Origin of the sequence: Corynebacterium confusum (assembly GCF_030408715.1) — a bacterium.
In the GTDB taxonomy this organism is placed as follows: Bacteria; Actinomycetota; Actinomycetes; order Mycobacteriales; family Mycobacteriaceae; genus Corynebacterium; species Corynebacterium confusum.
Window position 1 is genome coordinate 2,409,391 of the sequence record NZ_CP047202.1, and the last position, 21,760, is coordinate 2,431,150.

At 65.8% G+C, this 21,760-nt stretch carries 23 protein-coding genes; 13 read left to right on the forward strand and 10 right to left on the reverse strand.

The annotated features are described in order from the left end of the window. The first annotated feature begins 12 nt into the window (after positions 1-12). The 5 genes from CCONF_RS11120 to rplI all read left to right on the forward strand — a co-directional run bounded on the left by CCONF_RS11120 (position 13) and on the right by rplI (position 3,239). Positions 13-1,467, forward strand: coding sequence for a glycosyltransferase family 87 protein (locus CCONF_RS11120; RefSeq protein WP_290223743.1), 1,455 nt, complete (start codon positions 13-15; stop codon positions 1,465-1,467). A 2-nt stretch (positions 1,468-1,469) separates the two neighbouring features. Continuing rightward, the gene (locus CCONF_RS11125; RefSeq protein WP_290223745.1) at positions 1,470-1,658 is read left to right on the forward strand and encodes a hypothetical protein; all 189 of its coding nucleotides are present in this window, start codon (positions 1,470-1,472) and stop codon (positions 1,656-1,658) included. Positions 1,659-1,785: 127 nt separating this feature from the next. Then, positions 1,786-2,076, forward strand: a complete 291-nt coding sequence (gene rpsF / locus CCONF_RS11130) for a 30S ribosomal protein S6 (protein ID WP_210400092.1) — start codon at positions 1,786-1,788, stop codon at positions 2,074-2,076. A 53-nt stretch (positions 2,077-2,129) separates the two neighbouring features. Beyond that, the gene (locus tag CCONF_RS11135) at positions 2,130-2,735 is read left to right on the forward strand and encodes a single-stranded DNA-binding protein (RefSeq protein WP_290223752.1); all 606 of its coding nucleotides are present in this window, start codon (positions 2,130-2,132) and stop codon (positions 2,733-2,735) included. A 51-nt stretch (positions 2,736-2,786) separates the two neighbouring features. Next, the gene (gene rplI / locus CCONF_RS11140; protein ID WP_070768785.1) at positions 2,787-3,239 is read left to right on the forward strand and encodes a 50S ribosomal protein L9; all 453 of its coding nucleotides are present in this window, start codon (positions 2,787-2,789) and stop codon (positions 3,237-3,239) included. A gap of 641 nt (positions 3,240-3,880) precedes the next feature. On the opposite strand, the gene trhO is transcribed toward rplI, so the two are convergent. Continuing rightward, positions 3,881-4,819, reverse strand: a complete 939-nt coding sequence (gene trhO / locus CCONF_RS11145) for an oxygen-dependent tRNA uridine(34) hydroxylase TrhO (RefSeq protein ID WP_290223756.1) — start codon at positions 4,817-4,819, stop codon at positions 3,881-3,883. 53 nt (positions 4,820-4,872) lie between these two features. After that, the gene (locus CCONF_RS11150) at positions 4,873-6,369 is read right to left on the reverse strand and encodes a DUF1846 domain-containing protein (protein WP_290223758.1); all 1,497 of its coding nucleotides are present in this window, start codon (positions 6,367-6,369) and stop codon (positions 4,873-4,875) included. Positions 6,370-6,759: 390 nt separating this feature from the next. Here CCONF_RS11150 and CCONF_RS11155 point away from each other — a divergent pair, with 390 nt between their 5' ends. Continuing rightward, positions 6,760-7,572 carry an Fpg/Nei family DNA glycosylase gene (locus CCONF_RS11155; protein ID WP_290223761.1) on the forward strand — a complete coding sequence of 271 codons (813 nt, stop codon included), beginning with the start codon at positions 6,760-6,762 and terminating at the stop codon, positions 7,570-7,572. Between the two features lie 9 nt (positions 7,573-7,581). Continuing rightward, complete coding sequence (locus CCONF_RS11160; RefSeq protein WP_290223763.1) at positions 7,582-9,066, forward strand: bifunctional ADP-dependent NAD(P)H-hydrate dehydratase/NAD(P)H-hydrate epimerase; 1,485 nt, start codon at positions 7,582-7,584, stop codon at positions 9,064-9,066. On the opposite strand, the gene CCONF_RS11165 is transcribed toward CCONF_RS11160, so the two are convergent. From CCONF_RS11165 to CCONF_RS11175, 3 genes are read right to left on the reverse strand one after another with little or no spacing between them, the layout of a single operon-like run. After that, positions 9,049-9,837 (reverse strand): YwaF family protein, encoded by a 789-nt coding sequence (locus tag CCONF_RS11165; protein ID WP_290223765.1) that lies wholly within the window; start codon positions 9,835-9,837, stop codon positions 9,049-9,051. The two genes, CCONF_RS11160 and CCONF_RS11165, sit on opposite strands and share 18 nt — an antisense overlap. Positions 9,838-9,845: 8 nt before the next feature. Then, the gene (locus tag CCONF_RS11170; protein WP_290223767.1) at positions 9,846-10,526 is read right to left on the reverse strand and encodes an ABC transporter ATP-binding protein; all 681 of its coding nucleotides are present in this window, start codon (positions 10,524-10,526) and stop codon (positions 9,846-9,848) included. A gap of 1 nt (position 10,527) precedes the next feature. Next, positions 10,528-11,541 (reverse strand): ABC transporter permease, encoded by a 1,014-nt coding sequence (locus tag CCONF_RS11175; RefSeq protein WP_290223770.1) that lies wholly within the window; start codon positions 11,539-11,541, stop codon positions 10,528-10,530. A 165-nt stretch (positions 11,542-11,706) separates the two neighbouring features. On the opposite strand from CCONF_RS11175, the gene CCONF_RS11180 reads away from it, so the two are divergent. The 3 genes from CCONF_RS11180 (at position 11,707) to CCONF_RS11190 (ending at position 14,554) form a co-directional block, all read left to right on the forward strand. Further along, positions 11,707-12,846, forward strand: coding sequence for a sensor histidine kinase (locus tag CCONF_RS11180; protein WP_290226399.1), 1,140 nt, complete (start codon positions 11,707-11,709; stop codon positions 12,844-12,846). A gap of 92 nt (positions 12,847-12,938) precedes the next feature. After that, complete coding sequence (locus CCONF_RS11185) at positions 12,939-13,544, forward strand: response regulator (RefSeq protein ID WP_290223772.1); 606 nt, start codon at positions 12,939-12,941, stop codon at positions 13,542-13,544. After that, positions 13,544-14,554: an FAD-dependent oxidoreductase gene (locus CCONF_RS11190; RefSeq protein ID WP_290223774.1), complete on the forward strand. Its 1,011-nt coding sequence runs from the start codon at positions 13,544-13,546 to the stop codon at positions 14,552-14,554. The genes CCONF_RS11185 and CCONF_RS11190 overlap by 1 nt, the downstream gene beginning before the upstream one ends. On the opposite strand, the gene CCONF_RS11195 is transcribed toward CCONF_RS11190, so the two are convergent. Further along, positions 14,551-15,111, reverse strand: coding sequence for a VanZ family protein (locus tag CCONF_RS11195; protein WP_290223776.1), 561 nt, complete (start codon positions 15,109-15,111; stop codon positions 14,551-14,553). The two genes, CCONF_RS11190 and CCONF_RS11195, sit on opposite strands and share 4 nt — an antisense overlap. A 124-nt stretch (positions 15,112-15,235) precedes the next feature. On the opposite strand from CCONF_RS11195, the gene CCONF_RS11200 reads away from it, so the two are divergent. Next, complete coding sequence (locus CCONF_RS11200; protein ID WP_290223778.1) at positions 15,236-16,216, forward strand: MDR family oxidoreductase; 981 nt, start codon at positions 15,236-15,238, stop codon at positions 16,214-16,216. A 14-nt stretch (positions 16,217-16,230) separates the two neighbouring features. Then, entirely contained in the window at positions 16,231-16,971 is a 741-nt protein-coding gene (locus tag CCONF_RS11205) for a hypothetical protein (protein ID WP_290223780.1), read from the forward strand. Between the two features lie 31 nt (positions 16,972-17,002). On the opposite strand, the gene CCONF_RS11210 is transcribed toward CCONF_RS11205, so the two are convergent. Then, positions 17,003-18,175, reverse strand: coding sequence for a Fic family protein (locus tag CCONF_RS11210; RefSeq protein ID WP_353959506.1), 1,173 nt, complete (start codon positions 18,173-18,175; stop codon positions 17,003-17,005). A gap of 94 nt (positions 18,176-18,269) precedes the next feature. On the opposite strand from CCONF_RS11210, the gene CCONF_RS11215 reads away from it, so the two are divergent. Beyond that, on the forward strand, positions 18,270-18,476 hold the full coding sequence (locus CCONF_RS11215; protein WP_290223781.1) for a hypothetical protein: 207 nt from the start codon (positions 18,270-18,272) through the stop codon (positions 18,474-18,476). Positions 18,477-18,524: 48 nt separating this feature from the next. On the opposite strand, the gene CCONF_RS11220 is transcribed toward CCONF_RS11215, so the two are convergent. Genes CCONF_RS11220 through CCONF_RS11230 form a run of 3 tightly spaced genes read right to left on the reverse strand, consistent with a single transcriptional unit; the run spans position 18,525 to position 21,604 of the window. Next, the gene (locus CCONF_RS11220; protein ID WP_290223784.1) at positions 18,525-19,283 is read right to left on the reverse strand and encodes an ABC transporter ATP-binding protein; all 759 of its coding nucleotides are present in this window, start codon (positions 19,281-19,283) and stop codon (positions 18,525-18,527) included. A gap of 2 nt (positions 19,284-19,285) precedes the next feature. Beyond that, positions 19,286-20,392 (reverse strand): FecCD family ABC transporter permease, encoded by a 1,107-nt coding sequence (locus CCONF_RS11225; protein WP_290223787.1) that lies wholly within the window; start codon positions 20,390-20,392, stop codon positions 19,286-19,288. Between the two features lie 15 nt (positions 20,393-20,407). Further along, a complete protein-coding gene (locus CCONF_RS11230; RefSeq protein ID WP_290223790.1) occupies positions 20,408-21,604 on the reverse strand; it encodes an ABC transporter substrate-binding protein in 1,197 nt (398 codons plus the stop codon). Between the last annotated feature and the right edge of the window lie 156 nt (positions 21,605-21,760).

The following is a 21,760-nucleotide window of genomic DNA, read 5'->3' on the forward strand; positions in this document are numbered from 1 at the left end:
GTACTAAGACACATGGACGACACCGCCCCGGCCCCGCAGGCAGGCCCCGACCTCGCGACCCCCGTTAGCTATGACCGCCGGCGCTCCTGGGTGGCGCTGAGCGCGGAGCCGATGGCGCGGGGCATCGTCGACTTCCTGGGCGGTCCGGCCGGGCGCTTTGCCCGCCCGCGCCCGCACTGGATGACCCCGACACGCGCCGTCATCGCGGTCGCGTGGGTCTTCCTCACCCTCGGGTTTCTGGCCAAGGCCAACTGCGCGGGCGGCGTCCGGGACGAGCACGGTGCGGTGCAGCTCAACTGGTCCGGCAACCGGCACTACACCTCCGCCTGCTACAACGACATCGTGCCGCTCTTCGCCGGGCGCGGCCTCGACCAGGGCGGTTTCCCTTACGCCTTCTCCTGGGTTGAGGACGGCGTTAACCGCTACATGGAATACCCGGTGCTGGCTGGACTCTTTCAAGGCGCAATCGCGGCCGTGGCGCGCGCGACCCACCCGCTGGTGGTCTGGGCGGGCATCCCGGCCGCCGGCTGGTATTTCGCGCTGACCGCCCTCACCATGTCCATCCTCTGGGTCGCGGCCATCACGCTCGTGATGCGGCTGGTGGGCAACCGCTTCTGGGACACGCTGCTCATCGCAGCCAGCCCGCTGGTTATCGTCCACGCCTTCACGAACTGGGACATCCCCTCCATCTTCTGCATGGTCACCGCCGTTTTCGCCTTCCAGCGCTCCCGGCCGGGCTGGGCTGGGTTCTGGATCGGCATAGGCACCGCGGTCAAGCTCTGGCCGCTCTACATCCTGGGCGCCTACCTGGTGCTGGCCATCCGCACGAAGTCGTGGCGCCCGTTCAGCCTGATGCTGGGGACTGCGGCCGTGACCTGGCTGGCGGTCAACCTGCCGGTGGCGCTAGCCTACCCGGCGGCGTGGGGCGAATTCTTCCGGCTCAACTCGGAGCGGTCCTGGGAGTGGACCACCGTCTACGCGCTGCTGGCCCGCAACACCGCGTTCAACCTCTCCCCCGGCGTGCTCAATGTAATCTCCTTCGGGCTCTTCGCCGCCCTCTGCCTGTCCATCCTGGTCGTGGGCCTGAAGGCTTCCCACACCCCGCGGGTGGCCGAGCTCATCTTCCTCATCGTGGCCGCGTTCTTGTTGGTCAACAAGGTGTGGTCGCCGCAGTACTCGCTGTGGCTACTCATCCCGGCGGTGCTGGCCGTGCCGCGCTGGCGGCTGGTTACCGCGTGGGCCTGGGCCGAGTTCGCCGTCTGGCCTCTTCTGATGTGGCACATGCTGGGCGCCGAGAACGGCGGCATCCCCCACGAGCTGCTGGACGCCGCCATCCTGGCGCGCGACGGCCTCATCATGGCCATGGTCGTGCTGGTGCTGCGGCAGATGCGCGGCAGCGCCGACGATGCCGTCCGCCGCAGCCACCCCGACCGTCCGTATTCCGATCCCCTGCAACCGGTGCACTAATCATGCTTATCACCATTATTGGCATTATCTCTATCGTCATTGGCTTCGCCAGTGTTGGCACGGCCTACTACCTCTACCAGCAGAAGGGCCAGCGCACCGCGCCCATCGTCCTGGGCCTATTGGCGCTGGTTTTCCTCACGCTCGTGCCCGCCGGCAGCGCGGTGTTTTTCGCCGCTACCCAGGGCGGCTAGATTTCAGTTTTGGGCCCCGAATGCGGTACTGTGGTGGGGTTGCTTGACGCAACGTACCCTCCTGCCACATCCGCAAAGGTGATGTGGCCGAAAACCATTTACTAGACCATAGGAGGTGATGAGGTCCGTGCGTCACTACGAAGTAATGATCATTCTGGATCCTAGCCAGGATGAGCGCACCGTAACCCCGTCCCTAGACAAGTTCCTCGACTCCGTCCGCAAGGACGGCGGCAAGGTTGAAAACGTCGATGTCTGGACCAAGCGTCGCTTGGCCTACCCCATCAACAAGAAGGAAGAGGGCATCTACGCCGTCGTCAACCTAGAGTGCGAGTCCCACTCGGTACTCGAGCTCGATCGCCGTTTGAACCTGAACGACGCCATTCTGCGTACCAAGGTTCTGCGCACAGACGCTAAATAGCGGATACTGGGGTTTGTAAAAACTACAGTTTCCACGAAAAGGAGTTTAAGAACATGGCACAGGGAGACACCCCAATCACCGTAGTAGGCAATATCGTCGCCGATCCGGAATTGCGTTTCACCCCGTCTGGCGCACCCGTAGCTAATTTCCGGGTGGCCTCTACCCCGCGTTACTTCAATGCGCAGCAACAGCAATGGGAAGACGGCGAAGCTATGTTCTTGACCTGCAACGCCTGGCGCAACATGGCTGAAAACGTCGCAGAGACCCTGACCAAGGGCATGCGCGTTATTGTCAACGGCCGCCTGAAGGCCCGCAGTTTCCAGACCCGTGACGGTGACAACCGCACCGTCTTCGAGATTGACGTTGATGAGGTTGGCCCCTCGTTGAAGTACGCCAAGGCCCAGGTTCACCGTAACCCGCGTGAGGGCGGCAGCGGCAACTTTGGCAATAACCAGGGCGGAAGCAACTCGGGTTCCAACAACTTCGGCTCCAATCAGGGCGGAAACCAAGGCGGCTTCGGCGGCAACCAGGGCAACCAGGGCGGTTTCAGCCAGGGTGGCTTTGGCGGCAACCAGCAGTCCGCGCAGGACAACGATCCGTGGAATTCTGCACCGCAGGCCGGAGGCTTCTCCGGCGCTGATGATGAACCCCCGTTCTAACTAAGTGCGCAGTAATCATCGAATAAACGACTCAATTGAAAGGCAGGGATCATGAAGCTGATCCTCACCGCTGCCGTTGAGAACCTCGGCGCCCCCGGCGAAATTGTTGAGGTTAAGAACGGCTACGGACGTAACTACCTGCTGCCGCGCGGCCTGGCCATCGTTGCCACCCGCGGCGCAGAAAAGCAGATCGAGGGCATCAAGCGCGCCCAGGAAGCCCGCGCAATCCGCGACCTGGACCACGCTCGTGAGATCCGCGATCAGCTTGAACAGCTCAACGACGTCACGGTTGAGGTTAAGACCTCCGAGAAGGGCAAGCTCTTCGGCTCCGTGAACGCTGAGGACATCGTCAACGCCGTGAAGAAGGCTGGCGGCCCGAACCTGGACAAGCGCATCGTCAAGATGCCCAAGGGCCTGGTCAAGAAGACCGGCAACTACCAGGTCGAGCTCCAGCTGCACGCTGACGTTCTCGGCAAGGTGAACTTCTCGGTCGTAGCTGCCTAATTAGGCGCTCGACGGTCAAACCATAGACCCAAAGACAACAGCAGCTTTAAGGCCTTGGGGCCGGCAATCCTATGTGAGGTGGGATTCCGCTCCCAGGGCCTTTTTGCATGCCCACTCTCAGAACATCTTCCCCTTCTCCCCCCGTTTTCCCCACCCCGCCGGCAACCGCGACTCCCGCAATCACGAGCCGAACTGTGAATGACTGTGGATAAACCTCCCCTTCCTGTGGATAACTTCCGCCGGGCGCGGACTGTTACAAAAAATATACAGCGCGAATGTGACTCCCCGTCGCCGCAGGTAGGAAAGTTATTCACGGTTTTCCTTAAAGAATTCACACCTTTGAAAGACCCGTGACCTGTGCTTATTAAAACCGCAGTTCAGAAAATCGGGAAGTTATCCACAGCGCTCGGTGGATACTTCGACGGCGAAAGTAGAGGTGAGAAGGAATTCTACAGATAACTGTGGATAACTCCCCCAGCCTTATCCACCAGGGGCGACGATTTGTACCCCCGAGGACCACGCCGTGGGGGTAGATCCGGGCACCACTGGCCCGCCGGATGCTTCCCCGTCCCCACCCGCGGGGCGCTAAATTAAGAAAGTCTCACCGCGGGGAGCGCGGGTACGCGATGGCTGGGTCGGTGCTAGTTGTCCGCGTTCTCCGCGGCGCGAGCGGCGGCAGCCGCGCAGTCGGGCCGGCCGCAGTGCTGGGTCTCGGTGTGCTGGGCGCAGTGATCGCAGATGAGGACCTGGCGCCGGCAGGTGTCCTCGTTGATGCAGTTGTGGAAGGTGTTCGTTCCGGCCCCGCAGTGCACGCAGTGGCCCAGCTGGATAAAGCCGGGATCCTCGGTGCCGATGCCGAATTCGTGGTGCATGCGCTTGTCGAAGACGTACATCGATCCTTCCCACAGGCCGTCGTTGCCGTATTTCTCCCCGTAGCGCACGATCCCGCCATCGATTTGGTAGACCTCGTTGAAACCGCGGTTTTTCATCAGGGCGGAGAGGACCTCGCAGCGAATGCCGCCGGTGCAATAGGACACGACGGGCCGGTCCTTCATCCAGTCGTATTTGCCGGACTCGAGCTCCTTGATGAAGTCGTGCGTGGTGTTCACGTCCGGCACCACCGCGCCCTTGAACTTACCGATCTCGGCTTCCATAGCGTTACGGCCGTCGAAAAAGACGACGTCGTCGCCCCGCTCGGCGACCAGCTCGTTGACCTGTTCCGGGCGCAGGTGGACCCCGCCGCCCACGACGCCGTCCTCGTCGACCTGCAGTTCCTCCGGCGCGCCGAAGGCCACGATCTCGTCTCGCACCTTCACCGACAGCCGCGGGAAGTCGTCTGCGGAGCCCTCCGACCACTTGAAGGCCATCTTTTGGAAGCCGGGGTAGTCGCGGGTCTTGCGCACGTAGCGCTTGCAGGCGTTCATGTCCCCGCCCACAGTGCCGTTGATCCCGTGCTCGGAGACCAGGATGCGGCCTTTAAGCCCCAGGGATTCGCACAAATCCCGCTGCCACAGCATGATGGCCTGCGGGTCCTTGAGCGGGGTAAAGCAGTAGTAAAGGAGAATTTTGCCGATGCTCACGCCTTTGAATTTTAGGCGGGGCACCGGCAAAATCCGAATTGTTGACCTGCAGCTTAGCGCTTGTGGTACAGGCCCTTCTTACGGGCGAAAACCGGGTCCGAGGTCACCAGGACGCCCAGGTTGCGGAAGATACCTTCGTCAACCGAGCCCAGGATGGTGGTGGTGTGGACGTCGCAACCGGTCAGCTCCTTGATGTGCTCGAGGGCGCGGCGGGCGTTCTCGTCCTTCGCCGCGGACGTGGACAGGGCGATGAGCACCTCGTCGGTGTGCAGGCGCGGGTTGCGGGAGCCCAGGTGCTTGGTCTTGAGCGTCTGAATCGGCTCGATGGCCTCCGGGGACAGCAGGTGGATCTCGTCGTCGATGCCGGCTAGGTGCTTGAGCGCGTTGAGCAGCATCGCCGCCGAGCAGCCCAGTAGCCCGGAGGTGCGGCCGGTGATGATGGTGCCGTCGGCCAGCTCCAGCGCGGAGGCCGGGTCGCCGGTCTCCTGGGCGCGCCGGCGCGCCGGCTCGACTACCGGGCGGTCCTCGACGCGGATGCCGGCCTTGGCCATGATGACCGCGGCGCGGTCGGACTGGATGGAATCCAGGCCCTCGCGAGCTTCTTCGACCAGGGCCTTGAAGTAGCGGCGGATGATCTCCTGCTGGGAGGCGGCGCAGCAGACGGCGTCGTCAGTAATGCACAGGCCGGCCATGTTGACGCCCATATCCGTGGGGGACTGGTAGGGGGTCTGACCCGTCAGGCGCTCCAGCAGCGACTTGAGCAGCGGGAAGGCCTCCACGTCGCGGTTGTAATTCACCGTGGATTCCCCGTAGGCCGACAGGTGGAAGTGATCGATAATATTCGAGTCGTTCAGGTCCACGGTCGCGGCCTCGTAGGCTAGGTTGACCGGGTGCTCGAGCGGCAGGTTCCAGATGGGGAAGGTCTCGAACTTGGCGTAGCCGGCCTGCACGCCGCGCTGGTGCTCATGGTAAATCTGGCTCAACGCGGTGGCCAGCTTGCCGGAGCCCGGCCCCGGCGCAGTGACCACCACGAGGTCCCGGGTGGTCTCGGCGAATTCGTTGCGCCCCAGCCCCTCCTCGGAGACGATCAGGTCCGTGTCGGTCGGGTAACCGGGAATGATGTGGTGCCGAGCGACCTTAAGCCCCAAGCGCTCCAGCTTGTCGATGAAGGCTTCGGCCGGGCCGTTACCGTCCTCCAGCTGGGTCATCACCACGTTGTTTACCAAGAAACCGCGCTCGCGGAAGACGTCGACCAGGCGCAGCAGGTCGTCTTCGTAGAGGATGCCCAGGTCCGCACGCACCTTCTGGCGGGCGATATCCTTGGCGTTAATGCAGATGAGGATTTCCACCTCATCCCGGATGTGCTCCAGCATGGCAATCTTGTTGTCCGGGGTGAACCCGGGCAGCACGCGGGAGGCGTGCATATCGTCAAAAAGCTTGCCGCCCATCTCGAGGTAAAGCTTTCCCCCGATGTCACGCCGCCGGGCACTGATGTGTTCGGACTGGAGTTGGATGTATTTTTCGCGGTCGAGTCCAAGTGCGTGCGTCATAAATGGCCCTTCTTGCTCCATCAGCATGGGCGGCGTTACTGCCGTCTTATCGATTTATGTACGCCGCTACAGTCTACGCAACCCCGACCTAAAAGTCATAGAAATCCTAGTCAGCCTATAACGAGTCCCGAAAAATTTGTCATCTGCTTTGCGCTGGGAGGGAGATTCTTTACGATGGGGGAGACCCGGATATATCAAACGGCGCCGCCAGCCACGGAAAGGAATATGGGTAAGCGGCGCCGTTCGCCTCTCTCCAAGAATAGCATCCGACGGTTGCCGCTCTTACCCAACAACCGTCACGCCCGTACCCGACGTCAACCCTCTCGGACGGCGTCCGTCACCAGCCGCGACCGGCGGCCGCGCGTGCCCTGCCGACTAGACTGGGAAACTATGCCCGAAGGTCACGTCATCCACCGTCTAGCCAACCGCCTCAACCGGGATTTCCGGCACCGCACGCTGCAGGTCACCAGCCCCCAGGGCCGCTTCGCCGCCGAGGCCGCGCAGCTGGAAGGGCGCGAAATCGACCAGGCCGAGACCTTCGGCAAGCACCTCTTCGTGCACTTCGACGCGCCGCAGCCGGAGCACATCGTCTACATCCACCTGGGCCTTATCGGCTCCCTGCGCTTCGAGCCGACAGAAGACGTCTGGGGCCAGATCCGGCTGCGGATCGCCACCGACGAGCTGGCGGCCAATCTGCGCGGCCCGCAGTTCTGCCGGCTTATCACCGAGGAGGACTACGCCGCCCGCCTGACCAAGGTGGGGGAGGACCCGCTGCGGGCGGACGCGAATCCCGAGGCCGTCTGGGAGAAGGTGCACCGCTCCCGACGCAGCATTGCCTCGCTGCTGATGGATCAGCACCTGTTCGCCGGGGTGGGCAATATCTACCGCGCAGAGGCCCTTTTCCGGCAGGGCATTAGCCCTTTCCTTCCCGGCCAGGAGCTAGACCGTGCGGCTTTCGATGCCCTCTGGGCGGATCTGGTCTTCCTCATGCAGGTAGGCGTGGAGCGCGGCCGGATCGACACCGTCCGCGACGAGCACACCCCGGAGGCGATGGGACGCGATCCGCGCCAGGACGATCACGGGGGAGAGGTCTATGTCTACCGCCGGGCCGGCCTGGGCTGCTACGTGTGCGGCACCCCGATTGCCGAGCGCGCGCTGGAATCCCGCAATCTTTTCTGGTGCCCGAGCTGCCAGCCAGCCTAGGCTGGAGGCATGTTAGCCACCTATAGCACTGCCGCTGTCCGCGCCGCCGAGAAGGAACTGCTCGCCGCCGAGCCCGAGCCGGACCACGTCATGCGCGCCGCCGCCCAGGCCGTCGCCCGCACCGCGGCGGCGATGTCGGCCTCCGGGCGCATCCTGGTGCTGGCCGGACCCGGGGGCAACGGCGGCGACGGCCTCTACGCCGGCGCCCTGTTAGCGCAGCTCGGCCGCTCGGTCGAGGCCCTGCTGGTCACCGGCTCCGCCCATCCGCGAGCCCTGACCGCCGCACGGGAGGCCGGCGTCACCATCGCCGACAAGGCCCCGGAAACGGGGCAGTTCGACCTGGTCATCGATGCGGTCGCCGGGCTGGGTTCGGCCCGCGGCCTGGACGCGGACGTGCACTGCCTGCTGGCCGACGCGCAGGTCCTCTCCGTCGACATGCCCACCGGGGTGGACGCCGACTCGGGAGTGGCCGCGGACACCGCGGTCTGCGCCGACGTCACCGTCACCTTCGGCGGCGGGCGGCTGGGCCAGGCCGTGGCGGCCGAGTGCGGCGAGGTCGTCGTCGGCGAAGTGCCCGGCTTCGCCGAGGCGCTCGCCCGGCACATCCCGGACGCCTATTTGGCGGCCGAACCCACCGTGGGCAGCGGCTATGTTTGGGACTCGCCATTTCTGTACCCTGCAGAAACCACCGGCCCCATCCCGGATCCCCGCCCCGGGATCCACTCCCACAAGTACAGCGGCGGGGTGACCGGCATCTGCGCCGGCAGCCAGCGCTACCCGGGCGCCGGGGTGCTCGCCGCGGCCGGCGCCCTACGCACGACACCATCCATGGTCCAGGTCCTCAACAACCCCGGCGCCACGCAGCGCTTCCCGGAGATAGTCTCGGCCACCGGTACCGACGCCCGCGTCGATAGCTGGGTGGTCGGCCCCGGTAGGGCAGAGGCGGCCGCAAAGGAGCTGGAGGCGGTGCTGCAGCGCCCCGAGTGCGCGGTGGTCATCGACGCCGATGGCCTGCGCCAGCTGGCCGAAAGCCCGCGCCTGCACAGCCTGGTCCGCGCGCACCCGGCCGTCCTGCTGACCCCGCACGCCGCGGAATTCGACGCCCTCTACGTCGGCTGCGTCGGGGGCGAAAAGCCCGCCGGGCGCCTAGAGGCGCAGGACGCTCTCGCCGCGGCATTGGACTGCTGGGTGCTGCACAAGGGCCGGATCACCACCGTCGTGGGCCCGGAAAGCGCCGGCACCACCCCGGTCGGCATCAACGCGGGCCATTCGCTGGCCGCCACGGCCGGCTCCGGCGACGTGCTCAGCGGAATACTCGGCGCGCAAGTGGCGCTGGAGGGCATGAGCATGGAAGCCATCACCCACGCGGTGACCATCCACATCCACGCCGCGGAGATCGCGGCGACGACGGAGTACGGGGTATCGGTAGCCACCGCGGGACAGATAGCCGCCGCCATCCCCGCGGCTATCGCGCGTCTACTTGCGCGCCAGTAGCTTGCGGACCAGGCCCTTCGGGCCGATAGGCCGGGTGCGGCGGCGCAGATTGGGCAGCTGCCACGGCGCGGTCATCGCGGCCCAGGCCGCGCCCACCGCGAGGATCTCGGAGACGATGTAGAAAGGCCACGGGCCCAGGTAGTCGATGATGGAGCGGCTGCCCGGCGGGTGGTTCAAGAAACCGTAGTTGCCGTCAGTAAAGCGGTTGACCAGCATAGCGGTGGCCATCCAGACCGGGGTGGTGGCCACGACGGAGCGGTACCCGGCCCACGTCGGGCGGTAACCCAGGCCGAAGGTGAGCGCCAGGGGAGTGGCCAGCGCAGTGATGTGGAAGAACCAGTAGGTGGCAAAGCGCAGCCACTTCGGCTCGAAGTAGTAGATCACGTCCGGGGTGATGATCGCCTGCGGGTTGAGGATAATCCCCCAGAAATACGTGAGGTTTAGCGCCCGCTCGTTTTCCGTGATGAGACCTAGGGCCAGCACCGGCCGCAGGACGTCGCACAGGTGCAGCGGCAGCGACTCCCGAACGTCGAACTGCTTCGGGTCCAGGGAGATAATCGTCCAGGCGGTGCCGGCGACGAGCATGACCCAGCCGGCCATCTTCCGCAGGAAGGATTCCTTGCTGGTGCCGCGCACGCGCCGCGCGGCCACGATGAACACGCCGCAGGCGGCGACCGTGACGGCCAGCATGGTGATATGCGCAGGTCCCCACTGCGGCATCCGGGAATACTCGGTGGGGACTACACGTGCTTTACGCGGGCGTTTTAACATGACCCGAACTAGGTTACTATCGTCTCCTTAACCTTTCCGTCATTGACCTCCACTACGGCGTCGCACTCGGCGGCCAGGCCCCGATCGTGGGTAACCACCACCGTGGCGAGATCGCGCTCGCGGGTAAGCCGAATCAAAAGGTCCATGATCTGCTGGCTGAGCTTGGAGTCCAGGGCACTGGTCGGCTCATCCGCCAGCAGGACCTCCGGGTCGGCCATCAGGGCGCGGGCGATATTGACGCGCTGGCGCTGGCCGCCGGACAGCTGCTGCATGCGGCGTCCGCCCAGGCCGCCCAGGCCGACCTGCTCGAGGAGCTCGTCGGCGTGGTGCGAGCGGCGCTTGCGCCCGCTGATGTGATCGACGATCTCGAGCTGCTCGCGCACCGTCAGGGAGGCAATGAGGTTGGCCTGTTGGAAGATGATGCCGATGTGGTTGCGGCGGGTTTGAGAGCGCAGCTTGTCCGGGGCATCGGTGAGATCGGTGCCGGCGACGCACACACTCCCGCTATCCGGGACCACCAGGCCGCCGCCCACCGACAGCAGGGTGGACTTGCCGGAGCCGGACTCGCCGACGAGCGCGGTGGCCTGGCCGGCCGGAACCTGCAGGTCCGCGGCGTCGAGGGCAGTGGTCACGGTGGGACCATCGGGGTAGGTGACGGTGATATTGCGTAGATCAAGTGGGTAAGTCATCTTAGGCAGCCCCTCCTAGAGCCAGCATCGGATCGGTACGGGAGACCTTGCGGGTAGCCAGCGCCGCCCCCGCCAGGCCGAGCAGCCAGATGCCGACGGCGGGCACCAGCACGGTGTTGATGGACAGTTCGAACGGCAGCGCCTGGGCGGCGGCTTCGCCCAGCCCCCAGCCCACGACGGCGCCGAGGACCGTGCCCAGCCCCAGGACCACGGCGGCCTGGCCGAGCGCGTCGCGGCGCAGGTAGGAACCGTCGGCGCCGAGCGCGCGAAGGATGGACAGGTCGCGGGTGCGCTGGATGGTCCACACGGTCAGGAAGGCGACGGTCACCAGCGCGGAGATGGCGTAGAGGAAGCCCTGCATGGTCAGCAGCGAGCCGCGCTCCGACTGGTAGCTGGCCAACCCGCCGAGTGCGTCCTTCAGGGAGACTGCGCCCGGCGCGTCGGCGTCCTCGGTCAAAAGGACAGTGCCGACGACGTCCTGCGGGGCGTGCGAGATCTCCCGCCAGGTCTCCGTGGTGGTCCAGGCAACGGGGGAGTGGGAGTAGAACTCGTCCGGGACGGTCCCGGCGACCCGAGCGTCCTCCCCGCCTACCTGGATCATCTCCCCGGCGGAGGCGGCGACGTCCTCGGCGGCCGTCTCGGACAGTTGCAGCTGCCCGGATTTCACCGGGGTCTCCGTGCCGGGGACGAGGCTGCCTTCGGGCAGGCCCATCACTGCGACGGTCCCGGCCTCGTCGCCGGCGGCGATCCGGGTCTGGCTTACTCCTAGGGCGGTGGCGCCGGGGTAGTCGGCGGCGAAGTCCCGGTCGATCTGGGAGTCGCTGAACGAGGGCTCGTCGCTACTGAAGACCACGCCGGCCGGGTCGAGCGCCTCCAGGGCGGAGGTGTTTTGCTTGCTGAGGCCGCCGGTAAGTCCACTCAGCATGACGAGCAATAGAGTAATGAGCCCGACGACTGCGGTCATCAGCGCGAACCGGCCGCGGGCATAGGCGATATCTCGAAGTGCTAAGAACATACTTTCATCATGGTTTTCCAAGCTCAGAAAGTAATCGGGGCGGCGGTTGATTTGCCAGTCAACCGCCTGGTTGATGAAAATCAACCTCCCGCCCGACTAGCGTGGATCGCTGTGAAGTTTGGTTTCGACTCCGTATTGAGTGGGTTACGCGTGGGCCTGCACGTCATGTTCGCCTTCCTGCTGGGCTTCGGCGTGCTGCGCGCCGGCGTGGACGGGCGTTTGGACTACCGGGCCGTCCTGCTGGCCGGGGTTTTGGCCGTGGTCTACGTCGCCGGCACCTGGCAGGAAAAGCGGGGCGTGCCGCTGCGCTGGGTCACCCGGTATGCCTGGTTGGTGCTGGTGACCGTGCTGTGGCTCGGGCTGGTCGTGCACACGCCGGACTTTTTGTGGCTGGAATTCCCGCTGGCCTTTTTGTACCTGCACCTGCTGCCCACGGTGCCCGGCCTAGTGGCCGTGGCGGGCGCGTGGGCGGTGGCAGCCTTCGTGCCGGCCTGGCTCCACCCGGCGGATTGGACGGTGGCCGCGGCCATCGGGCCGGCCATCGGCACCCTGTTCGCGGTGGCTATCTACTACTCCTACCGGGCCTTGGCGCGGGAGGCGGATCACCATCGGAAGGTGGCCGAGCAGCTACGGGCCACGCGCGAGGAGCTCGCCGCCGCGGAACACCAGGCCGGCCGGCTGGAAGAGCGCGAGCGCCTGTCCCGGGAAATCCACGACACCGTGGCCCAGGGACTGAATTCCATCGTGCTGCTGGCCCGTGCGACCCGCGCGCAGGCCCCGGACAGCGCCCAGGAGGGCCTGTCCACCATCGAGTCCGTGGCCCGTGAGAACCTGGCCGAGGCCCGGCGCTTCGTCCGCGATCTGACGGCGCCGGAGTCCGCTCGCCCCCTCCCGGAGGCCGCCGCCGAGGTGCTGGCGCGGATGCGGCGCCGCGGCAAGGCGTTGGGGGAGCCCACCACCTTTGAACTGCACACCCACGGCCAGGCCGCCGCGCTGCCGGAGCCGGTCTTCTCCGCCGCCCTGCGCTGCGTGCAGGAAGGCCTCAACAACGTGGTCAAGCACGCCCACGCCTCCCGCGCCGTGGTCACCCTGGGGTTGTTTACCGACGCCGTGACCGTCGACGTCGTCGATGACGGCGACGGTGCGAACGGCCACTTCGGCTATGGGCTGCGTGGGCTGGCCCGCCGCGTGGAGGACTTAGGAGGTAGCCTGAGCCTAGAATCCACCGGCGCCGCCGGCACCGCCCTGGCGGTCAGCATTCCCCTGACCAGCCAACACGCGGCCGAATCCCAGCGCCCCGGCTAGGTTTCTGGACCCGGCCCCGGCGCGGCAGAAACGGGCACACAGTAGGAGCGGTCCGGACGCGGACGCACGAGTAGACGAGGAGGACGAGCACCATGGTGGCAGTGATGCTGATTGATGATCACCCCGTGGTCCGTGCGGGCCTGCGCGCCATTTTGGACAGCTTCGACGACATCGAGGTCGTGACCGAGGGCGCGGACGGCTCCGCGGTCGATGACTTAGACCCGCAGGTCGAGGTCATCGTCTGCGATATCCAGATGCCCGGCATGGACGGCATCACGGCCACCCAGCGGGTGGTGGAGCGCGGTGGTCCGCCGGTGCTCATCCTAACCACCTATGACACGGAGGCCGATATCGTCGCGGCCCTAGAGGCCGGCGCCCGCGGCTACCTGCTGAAAGATTCGCCGGAAGAGGAGCTCCACCAGGCGGTGCTGGACACGGCCGCCGGGCGCCGCACGCTGTCCCCGGAGGTCGCCGGGATGCTCGCCGACCGGCTGGGCCGGGGGCAGCAGGCGCTGTCGGCCCGGGAGATTGAAATCCTGCGCGTGCTGGCCACGGGCGTGTCCAACAAGGAGCTGGCCAACCAGCTGTTTATCTCCGTGGCGACGGTGAAAACGCACCTGATTCACATCTATCAGAAGCTGGGCGTGGACACCCGCACCGCGGCCATCCACCGGGCACAGGAATTGAAGCTCATCTGATGCTGGATTGTCTCGTTATCGGCGGCGGGCAATCCGGGCTCGCCTGCGGCTACTACCTGCGCAAGCGCGGCCTCGATTTCCGCATCCTCGACGCCGAGCCCGCCCCGGGCGGGGCGTGGCAGCACACCTGGGATTCGCTGCGCCTGTTCAGCCCGGCGACGGCCTCCAACCTGCCGGGCATGCCGATGCCCGCCTACCCCGGCTACCCGCCAGCCAGCCACGTGGTGGACTACCTGCGTGCCTACGAAAAGCGCTACGACCTGCCGGTTATCCGGCCGGTCACCGTCACGCGGGTCGACCACCACGCCGATAACCACAGTAAGGACGGCAGGGATCACTTCGTGGTGGCCCTCCGCGGCGGCGATGCCCCGACCGTTGCCGCCCGCACCGTCGTGGCCGCGACCGGCACGTGGACCAGCCCGTTTATCCCGTTCTACCCCGGGCACTTCCGCGGCAAGCAGTGGCATTCGGCGTGGTACCCGGGTTCTTCCCCCTTTGCCGGTGCGCGCGTGGCCGTGGTGGGCGGGGCCAATTCCGGCGCCCAGATCGCCGCGGACCTGCTGGACACTGCGGCCGAGGTGGAGTGGTTTACGCACCGGCCGCCGCGCTGGATGCCGGACGACATCGACGGCCGGGATCTCTTCCACCGCAGCCGCGCGCGGCTGCTGGCCCAGAAGGAGGGCCGCCCCGATCCGGGTTCAGAGTCTTCCCTCGGCGATATCGTCATGGTCCCGCCCGTCAAGGAGGCCCGCGATGCCGGGCGCTTGGTCGCCCAGCCCATCTTCGGGCGGCTGGACGAGCTCGACCACGACCACCTCATCTGGTGCACGGGTTTCCGCCCGGCCCTGGGGCCCATCCGACACCTCGTCGCCGAGGGCAAGGCCCAGGTGCCCAGCCTTTTCCTGGTGGGTTATGGCAGCTGGACCGGCCCCGGCTCGGCCACCATCACGGGGGTCTCACCGTTCGCTAAGCAGACCGCCGCCGCGGTCGAGGAGATCGTCCGCGCCTAACCGCGCAGGAAGGTAAAGCCCAGGGCGGCGAGCATCATCGCGGCGACGATGGCGGCTATCAGCGTCAGGCGCCGCAGGAGGCGGGTGCGGGCCGCGTGGTCGCAGCGGGCGAACCAAATGCCGCCGAGCGCCGCGCCGATGGTGTTGAACAGCAGATCGTCGACGTCGCTGTAGCCGAGGGCGAAGATGTACTGGATGACCTCGATGCTCAGGCTGGTGGCCAGGCCCAGCAGCACCGCGCGGCCGGTGCCGCGGGTCAGGGCGTAGAAGGCGGCGCCCACCGGCACGAACAACAAGATATTGCCGAAGGTATTGGTGTACGGCCCGTACCAGATGGGCGGGGTCTCCCAGCCGTCTAGGAACTGCAGGTCCAGGCTGCGGATCGCGTGCGCCGAGCCGTTAATAAGGCCAGGGATTTCGATCCACGGCTTGGCCAGGGTCACCAACCCCACCATCGCGAGGATGACGGCGAAACTGAGGGCCATCCGCCCGCGCCCAGCACGACGCGGCTGAGCGGCGGTGGGCTCGGCGACGGCGAGGCGGTAGTTGGCTGACATGTCCTCTACCGTAGCCTTCCGCCCTGCTAATCGGGAGGGGAGACACTGGTAGGAACCTGAGTCTTGCCCGAGGGTGTCGGTTATAACATTGCTGGTTAGCCGTGGGGCGCATAACATTGCGGACATGACTATTTGGGTAACTCGCAACGATGACGGCTCCGTCCAACACTCGCAGGAGTCCGAGCAGGACTCGGTCAACACCGAGGGTGACGTCGTAGTCGCAGTCAGCCACTCTTCCCTGAACTACAAGGACGCCATGGCCCTTAACGGGGACAAGGGCGTGATGCGCACCAACCCGCTGGTTCCCGGCATCGACGTGGTCGGCACCGTGGAAGAGTCGGACTCGGAGCGCTTCAACCCGGGCGACCAGGTCGTCTGCAACGGCGACGGCCTGGGCGAGTTCCGCCACGGCGGCTACACCGACCGCCAGCGCGTGCGCGCCGAGGCGACCGTCGCCGTCCCGGAGGCCTTCAGCCTAGCCCAGGCCGCGGCCATCGGCACCGCCGGCTACACGGCCGCGCTCTGCGTGAACTCCCTGCTGGACCACGGTCTTTCTCCGGAGGATTCGCCGCGGATCCTGGTCACGGGTGCTACCGGCGGCGTGGGCTCTATTGCGGTCGTGCTGCTCAAGCAGCTGGGCTTTTCCGTCACGGCCCTGACCGGCCGCGTGGCAGAACACGGCGACTATCTGCGCAGCCTCGGCGCAGACGAGGTGCTGGACCGCGCGGAGTTCGCGGAAGCCGGCAAGCCGCTGCAGAAGGCCCGCTTTGCCGGCGCGGTGGATACCGCCGGCTCCCACGTGCTGGCCAACGTCTTGGCCCAGGTGACCTGGGGCGGCGTGGTCGCCTCAACGGGCATGGCCGCCAGCCCCAAGCTGGAGACCACCGTGCTGCCGTTCATCCTGCGCAACGTCATCCTGGCCGGCGTGAACTCCGTCGACGCCCCGCTGGACTACCGCCAGCGCGCCTGGGACCTGCTGGCGGACAAGCTGCCGGCGAAGGTGCTCGACAGCCTGACGACGACCATCGGCATCGATAAGGTCGCCGACGCGGGCGCGGCCCTGCTGGCCGGTACCCGCCACGGCCGCACGGTCGTGGAGCTCTAATGGGCGAGGAGGCCATGGCCCAGGTCTATGCCGCCCTGGGCTTCGAATTCGGTGATTTCGACGAGCTGCTGGAGCTCATCCAGGAGGCCCCGGGGCAGCGGACCATCCCGGTAGACGGCTTCGACGCCGCCATGACCTACCAGGATCCCTCCGGCGCGCGCATGACCGCGCTGCAGTACGAAGGCGAGTGGGCCACCCTGCCGGGCTTCCGCTCCGACAACACGGTCGACGCGTCCACCTACCGTGTCAGCCCCTACCTGTCGCTGGTGGAGCTGCGCCGCGCCGGCGGCGGGGAAGTCTTCAACCAGTTCGCCGCCGCCTCGGACGAGGCTTTCTCCCTGCCCGCCGGCAACCCCGCGGGCGGGCGTAAGCTGCGCGCCACCGAGCTGCGCATGGCCGCGGCCGGCACCGACTACACGTTGTACGACTCGGTGGAAAGCTGGCGCGAGTCGAAGGACGCCTACGATGCCGCCGAGCCGTCCATGCTCTATTCGCCGTCGACCGAGCGTTTCTACCGCGATTTCCACCCAGGCAACGTCAACCCCTTCGCCCGCCTCGGCGGGGTCATCCGCAGCGCGCAGAAGCGCACCAACCAGCTGACCGGCAACGATTTCGTGGTCGCTGCCCTAGCCACCCCGGCGGGCAACCTCCCGCTGCTGCTGACCGGGAAAGTTCCGGAAGAAGACCAGGTTTTCTTCGGCGCGGCCTGCATGTTGGCTTCCGCCGGTTTCTGGGAGACCGCCCTGGCTCGCTAATCCCGCAGTCAAGCACCGCGCATCCGGCGTTCTAGTCCCACGCGTCGCTGCGGCGGCCCGCCGCCTCCGCGAACTCGTCCAGGACCTCGAGCACCTCCGGCGAGCGCCACGCTCGTGTCCTTTTGTCCAGGTTGGCGGCCACGACGATCCCGTCTTTGGACAGTCGGTCCAGCGCATTGCGGGCGTTAGGCGATGATGTATGTAGCTCTTCGGCTACCGCGCTCGCGGTCAGGACCGGACGCCGCAACAGCAGCGGGAGCACGTCCCAGGCCAGGGCATCTCCGCGTGCGTTCAGCCGGGCTTTCCATTCCTGTTGAATCTCCTCCAGCTGGCGGGCCAACCAGGTGCCCTGCTCAGCCGCCTGTACCGCTGCCTCCGCAAAGAGCTTCACGATGGGCTCCACCTTGCCCGCCCGGTAGTCATCGAGGGCGGCAAAATAGGTTGTCGTCTGCGCCAGCAGCCCGGCCGAGACGGGCAGCGCAGTGCCCCGGGATAGCCCGTGCTTTTTCAACATGACGTGGACGAGCGCCCGGCCGGTACGCCCATTGCCGTCGGCGAAGGGGTGGATGGTCTCAAATTGGGCATGAGCCAATGCCGCATGGGCGAGCGCCGGGATATCCGTGCGGGCCATGAAGGCCTCCAGATCCCCCAGGAGTTCTTTCACCTGATCTTGGTGGGGAGGGACGAACAGCGCATCACGGGGCGAGTCTTCCCGCCCGCCGATCCATACCGGCTCGGTGCGGAGCTCGCCGGCGATTTCCGGCGCATCCTCACGGAGCAACACCCGGTGCATGGCGCGGATGGCATCCGTACTAGGTGAGTCTTCTTCGATCGCTTCCCGCATCAAGCGGGTATTCGCCACGATGAGCCGAGCGTTTGGGCTGCCAGCGGCGGTAAGCTCCGCCTCCAGAACCTTGCGGGCCGAGGACGTCAGGTTCTCAATCCGACTGGATGCCATCGACTCCGATCGCAGAAGCAGGGGCGCGAAGGGGACCACGCCATGCGCGTGTACCGCTTCGAATTTCGCCACCGCGATAGTCGCGGCATCAAGCAACGCCCAGGTAGCAGTGTCCAGGGACGGCGTACTTTCCGCGATCCGCGGGACGAGGGCACTGCGGTATTCCCGCGCACGCCGCCGCGAGAGTCCTCGGTCTAGCGTCGGGGCCCAAGGACGAGTCTCATACTCCAGGTGCGGCCACGTCATGGCATGAGATTAGCAAAAGATCTTGTCGCTTTTCGAAAAACACAAAACCTTAATTGACTAAGTTTGTGCTTTTCTGCAAAAGGAACAAGATCGATTGAAAACTTTCACTGCCCCCGCGGCCCAGCCGGCCTCCTCGTGGGTCGGCTGGTTAGACGAAGACGATGCCGGTGGCCGGGGTATCCAGGTGGGCGACGGCCGTGGACTCGGTGGTTTCGGTATCCACACGGTTGATGGTTCCGTCTGGGGAGGAATGGTCCCCTCCTGGGTCCCGTTGGGGCGCGAGGTGCCCATCGTGGAGTAGAAAATATATCCTTCGGCCCACGCGATGCCGTCAGGCCCGGCGGGAGGCTTAGGCCGACACTGGGCAGATGACCGGGGTGCCGGCGTCGTCCAGGATGGTGGCCTCGATGCCGTAGACTTGGGCGATGAGTTCCGGCGTGAGCACCTCGGTCGGGGTGCCGTGGGCCAGGGCCTTGCCGCCCTTGATGACCAGCAGGTCGTCGCAATAGCGGGCCGCCAGGTTCACGTCGTGGATGGCCACGACGGCCTGGCGCGCGCTGTTGGCTACGGTGCTGCGTACCACCTTGAGCAGCTTGATCTGGTGGCGCAGGTCCAGCGCGGAGGTGGGCTCGTCCAACAACAGGATGTCGGGGTTGCCCACCAAGACCTGCGCGACGCTGACCAGCTGGCGCTGGCCGCCGGACATCTGGGAGACCAGGCGGTCGGCCAGGTAGGTGATGCCGAGCAGCTCCAGGGTGTCAGCGCTGGCCTGCACCGGTTCGACCCCGGGGCGGTGGCTGCGCCGGGCGGTGACCATGAGGCTTTCAAATGCGGTCAGCGAGGCCGTCGACAGGATGTCCTGGGGCACGTAACCGATGGCGGTGCGCCGTTCCTTCTTGCTCAGCTCGGTCTCGCCCCGGGTCAGGTGCACGCGGCCTCCCGCCGGCTGCTTGAGCCCGGCGATGGTGTTGAGCAGCGTGGACTTGCCGGCGGCGTTCGGGCCCAGCAGGCCGGTCACCCGGCCCTCCTTCAGCGGCCCGAAGGATATGCCATCCAAGATGATGTGCCTGCCGTAGCGGAAGCTGAGGTTGTCAACCGTGATTGCCATGGCTAGCTCCTTCCCTTCCGCCGCGAGAAGATGAGGAAAACGAAGAAGGGCACGCCCACCAGCGCGGTGATGATGCCGATCGGGATGGCGACGCCGGGCACGATCGAGATGGAGACCGCATAAGCCACGGTCATCAGGACCGCGCCGGAGGCTACCGAGGCGGGCAGGAAGAAGGCCTGGTCCTCACCCACCAGCATGCGAGCGATGTGCGGGCCCACCAGGCCGATGAAGCCGATGATCCCGGCGAAGGCCACCGCCGCGGCGGCCAAGACCGAGGCGACCACCAGGGTCGCAATCCGCAGGGCCTTGACGTTGACGCCCAACGATGCCGCCCGGTCGTCGCCCAGGCGCAGCGCCGTGAGCTTCCACGCGCTGGCGGCCGCGTAGGGGAGGGCCAGGAGCAGGACCACGCCGATGATGCCATTGGAGGTCCAGTTGGCCCGCTGCATGGAACCCATGGTCCAGAATACGATCTGTTGCAAAGCTTCCGTGGAAGCGCCGTATTGCATCAACGACAGCAGTGCCTGGAAGAAGAAGGACAGAGCGATGCCCAGCAAGATCATGACCTCCGCACCGGCGCCCCGCCAGAGGGATGCCGCGGCCACGACGACGACCGCCAGCAGCGCCGAGACGGAGGTCAGCAGCGCGAGGTTGAACTGCGGGTTGGCCAGGATGGTCCAGCCCATCACGATGGAAAAGGCCGCGCCGAAAGCCGCCGCCGCGGAAATTCCCAGGGTGAAAGGCTCGGCCAGGGGATTATCCAGGATGGTCTGCATGAACGCGCCGGACAGGCCGAGGGCCGCGCCGACCAGGAGGGCCATGACGGAGGCGGGCAGGCGCAGCTGCCAGAGCACCGTGTGGGTGCGCTGATCTACCCCGTCGGAGCCGGTCAGCGCGAGGAAGAGATCACGGATGCCCAAGTCGATGGGGCCGACGACGGTCGCCACGACGAAGGCCACGAAGGCGAGCAAGAACAGCCCGACGATGGCCACCACCTTCCGGCGCCCCCGCGATCGGTAGTCCTTGATGGCCAGTTGCTTTAGCTCCGCGTTCTCCTCGCCCGCAGCAGGCTGAACCTGACGGAGACGGTCTGGGTCTGTTGTTTGCATTAACGCCATCGCCGGTTATTTATCCCCATTCTGAGCAAAGAAGGCGCCGGAGTAATCGAACGGCAGCCAGTCCTTGTGGAAATCCTCGAAGTCCTTGGCCGCGTCCATGTCCTCGAACTTATCCGGGTAGAGCCACTTCGCGAAGGCCTCCAGGGCGAAGACGTTGAACGGGTTGTCGTAGAACTGGTGGTAGACGGCGAAGTACTTGTCGTTCTTCGGCGCCTCCAGCAGGTCTAGGACCGGGGTCTCCAGCGGGCCGTCCAGAGTTTCCTGGGCCTTATCCGGGCTGGACTGGTAGCCCAGCTGGACGTGGCGAACGTCCGGGGTCTTGTCCGTCTCATCGGACCACTCGCCGCCGGTGACAATGAGGTTCTCCGGCTGCATCTCAATCATCTTTTCAGCGGTCAGGGTGTTGTTCTCGGCCGAGGTGATGTCCTCGCCCAGGTTCTTGGCGTGCAGCGCGTCCAGCAGGGAACCGAAGTTCTTGTCCGCGGAGACGGAGCAGCAGTCCATCATGCCGGCCGCGGTCCAAACCAGCGCCTCCGGACGGTCCTCGTCCTTGACGTCGGCAACGCGGTCGGTGATTTCCTTGACCTTGCCCTCGTAGAAGTCGTTGAACTTCTCGGCCTGCTCGGTCTTACCCAGCAGGTCGCCTAGCAGCTTGACGGAGGTGGTGGTGTTCTCCAGCGGCTTCTGGCGGAAGTCGGTGAAGACGTAGGTGATGCCGGCCTTATCCAGATCGTCCAGGAAGCCGGTCTTTTCCGCGCCGTCCTTGTGGTCCAGAGACATGACCACGACGTCCGGGGCCTGCGCCAGCAGGTTTTCCACGGTCACGTCGCCCTTGGCGATGTTGCCGATCTCCGGCAGGTCCTTGGCCGCGGGGCTCAACTCGTAGAGCTTTTCTTCGAACTTTGGCGCGGCCTTGGTCAGGTCCGAGCCAAAGGCAACGACGTTTTCGAACGGGTCGTCTTGCAGAATCGAGGTGACGAAGGTGTTGCGGCCTTCCGCCAGGATGATGCGCTCCGGCTGTTCCGCAAACTCGACGGTGCGTCCGGCGGCGTCGTGAACCGTCAGGGCCGAGTTCTCCGCCTTCTGGCTTTCTTTTTGAACTTGTGAAGCTCCATTCGAGCCGTTGTCAGCGGAGTCGCTAGAACAGCCCGCTGCGCCGAACACCAGCGCAGTCGCCGCGACAGCGACCAGGATTTTCTTCATGATGAGCTAGATTCCTTTCACAGAAATAAGCAGGTAAGCAAGGACAAGTTTACCTTAGTCCTCCGATGGCTGGCATCAAAATTTTTTTAGGAGATCCTGCCCTAAATAATTCCCCTATACCCCCCGAGCGGCCTCAGCGACCATCCCGCAGTGAAA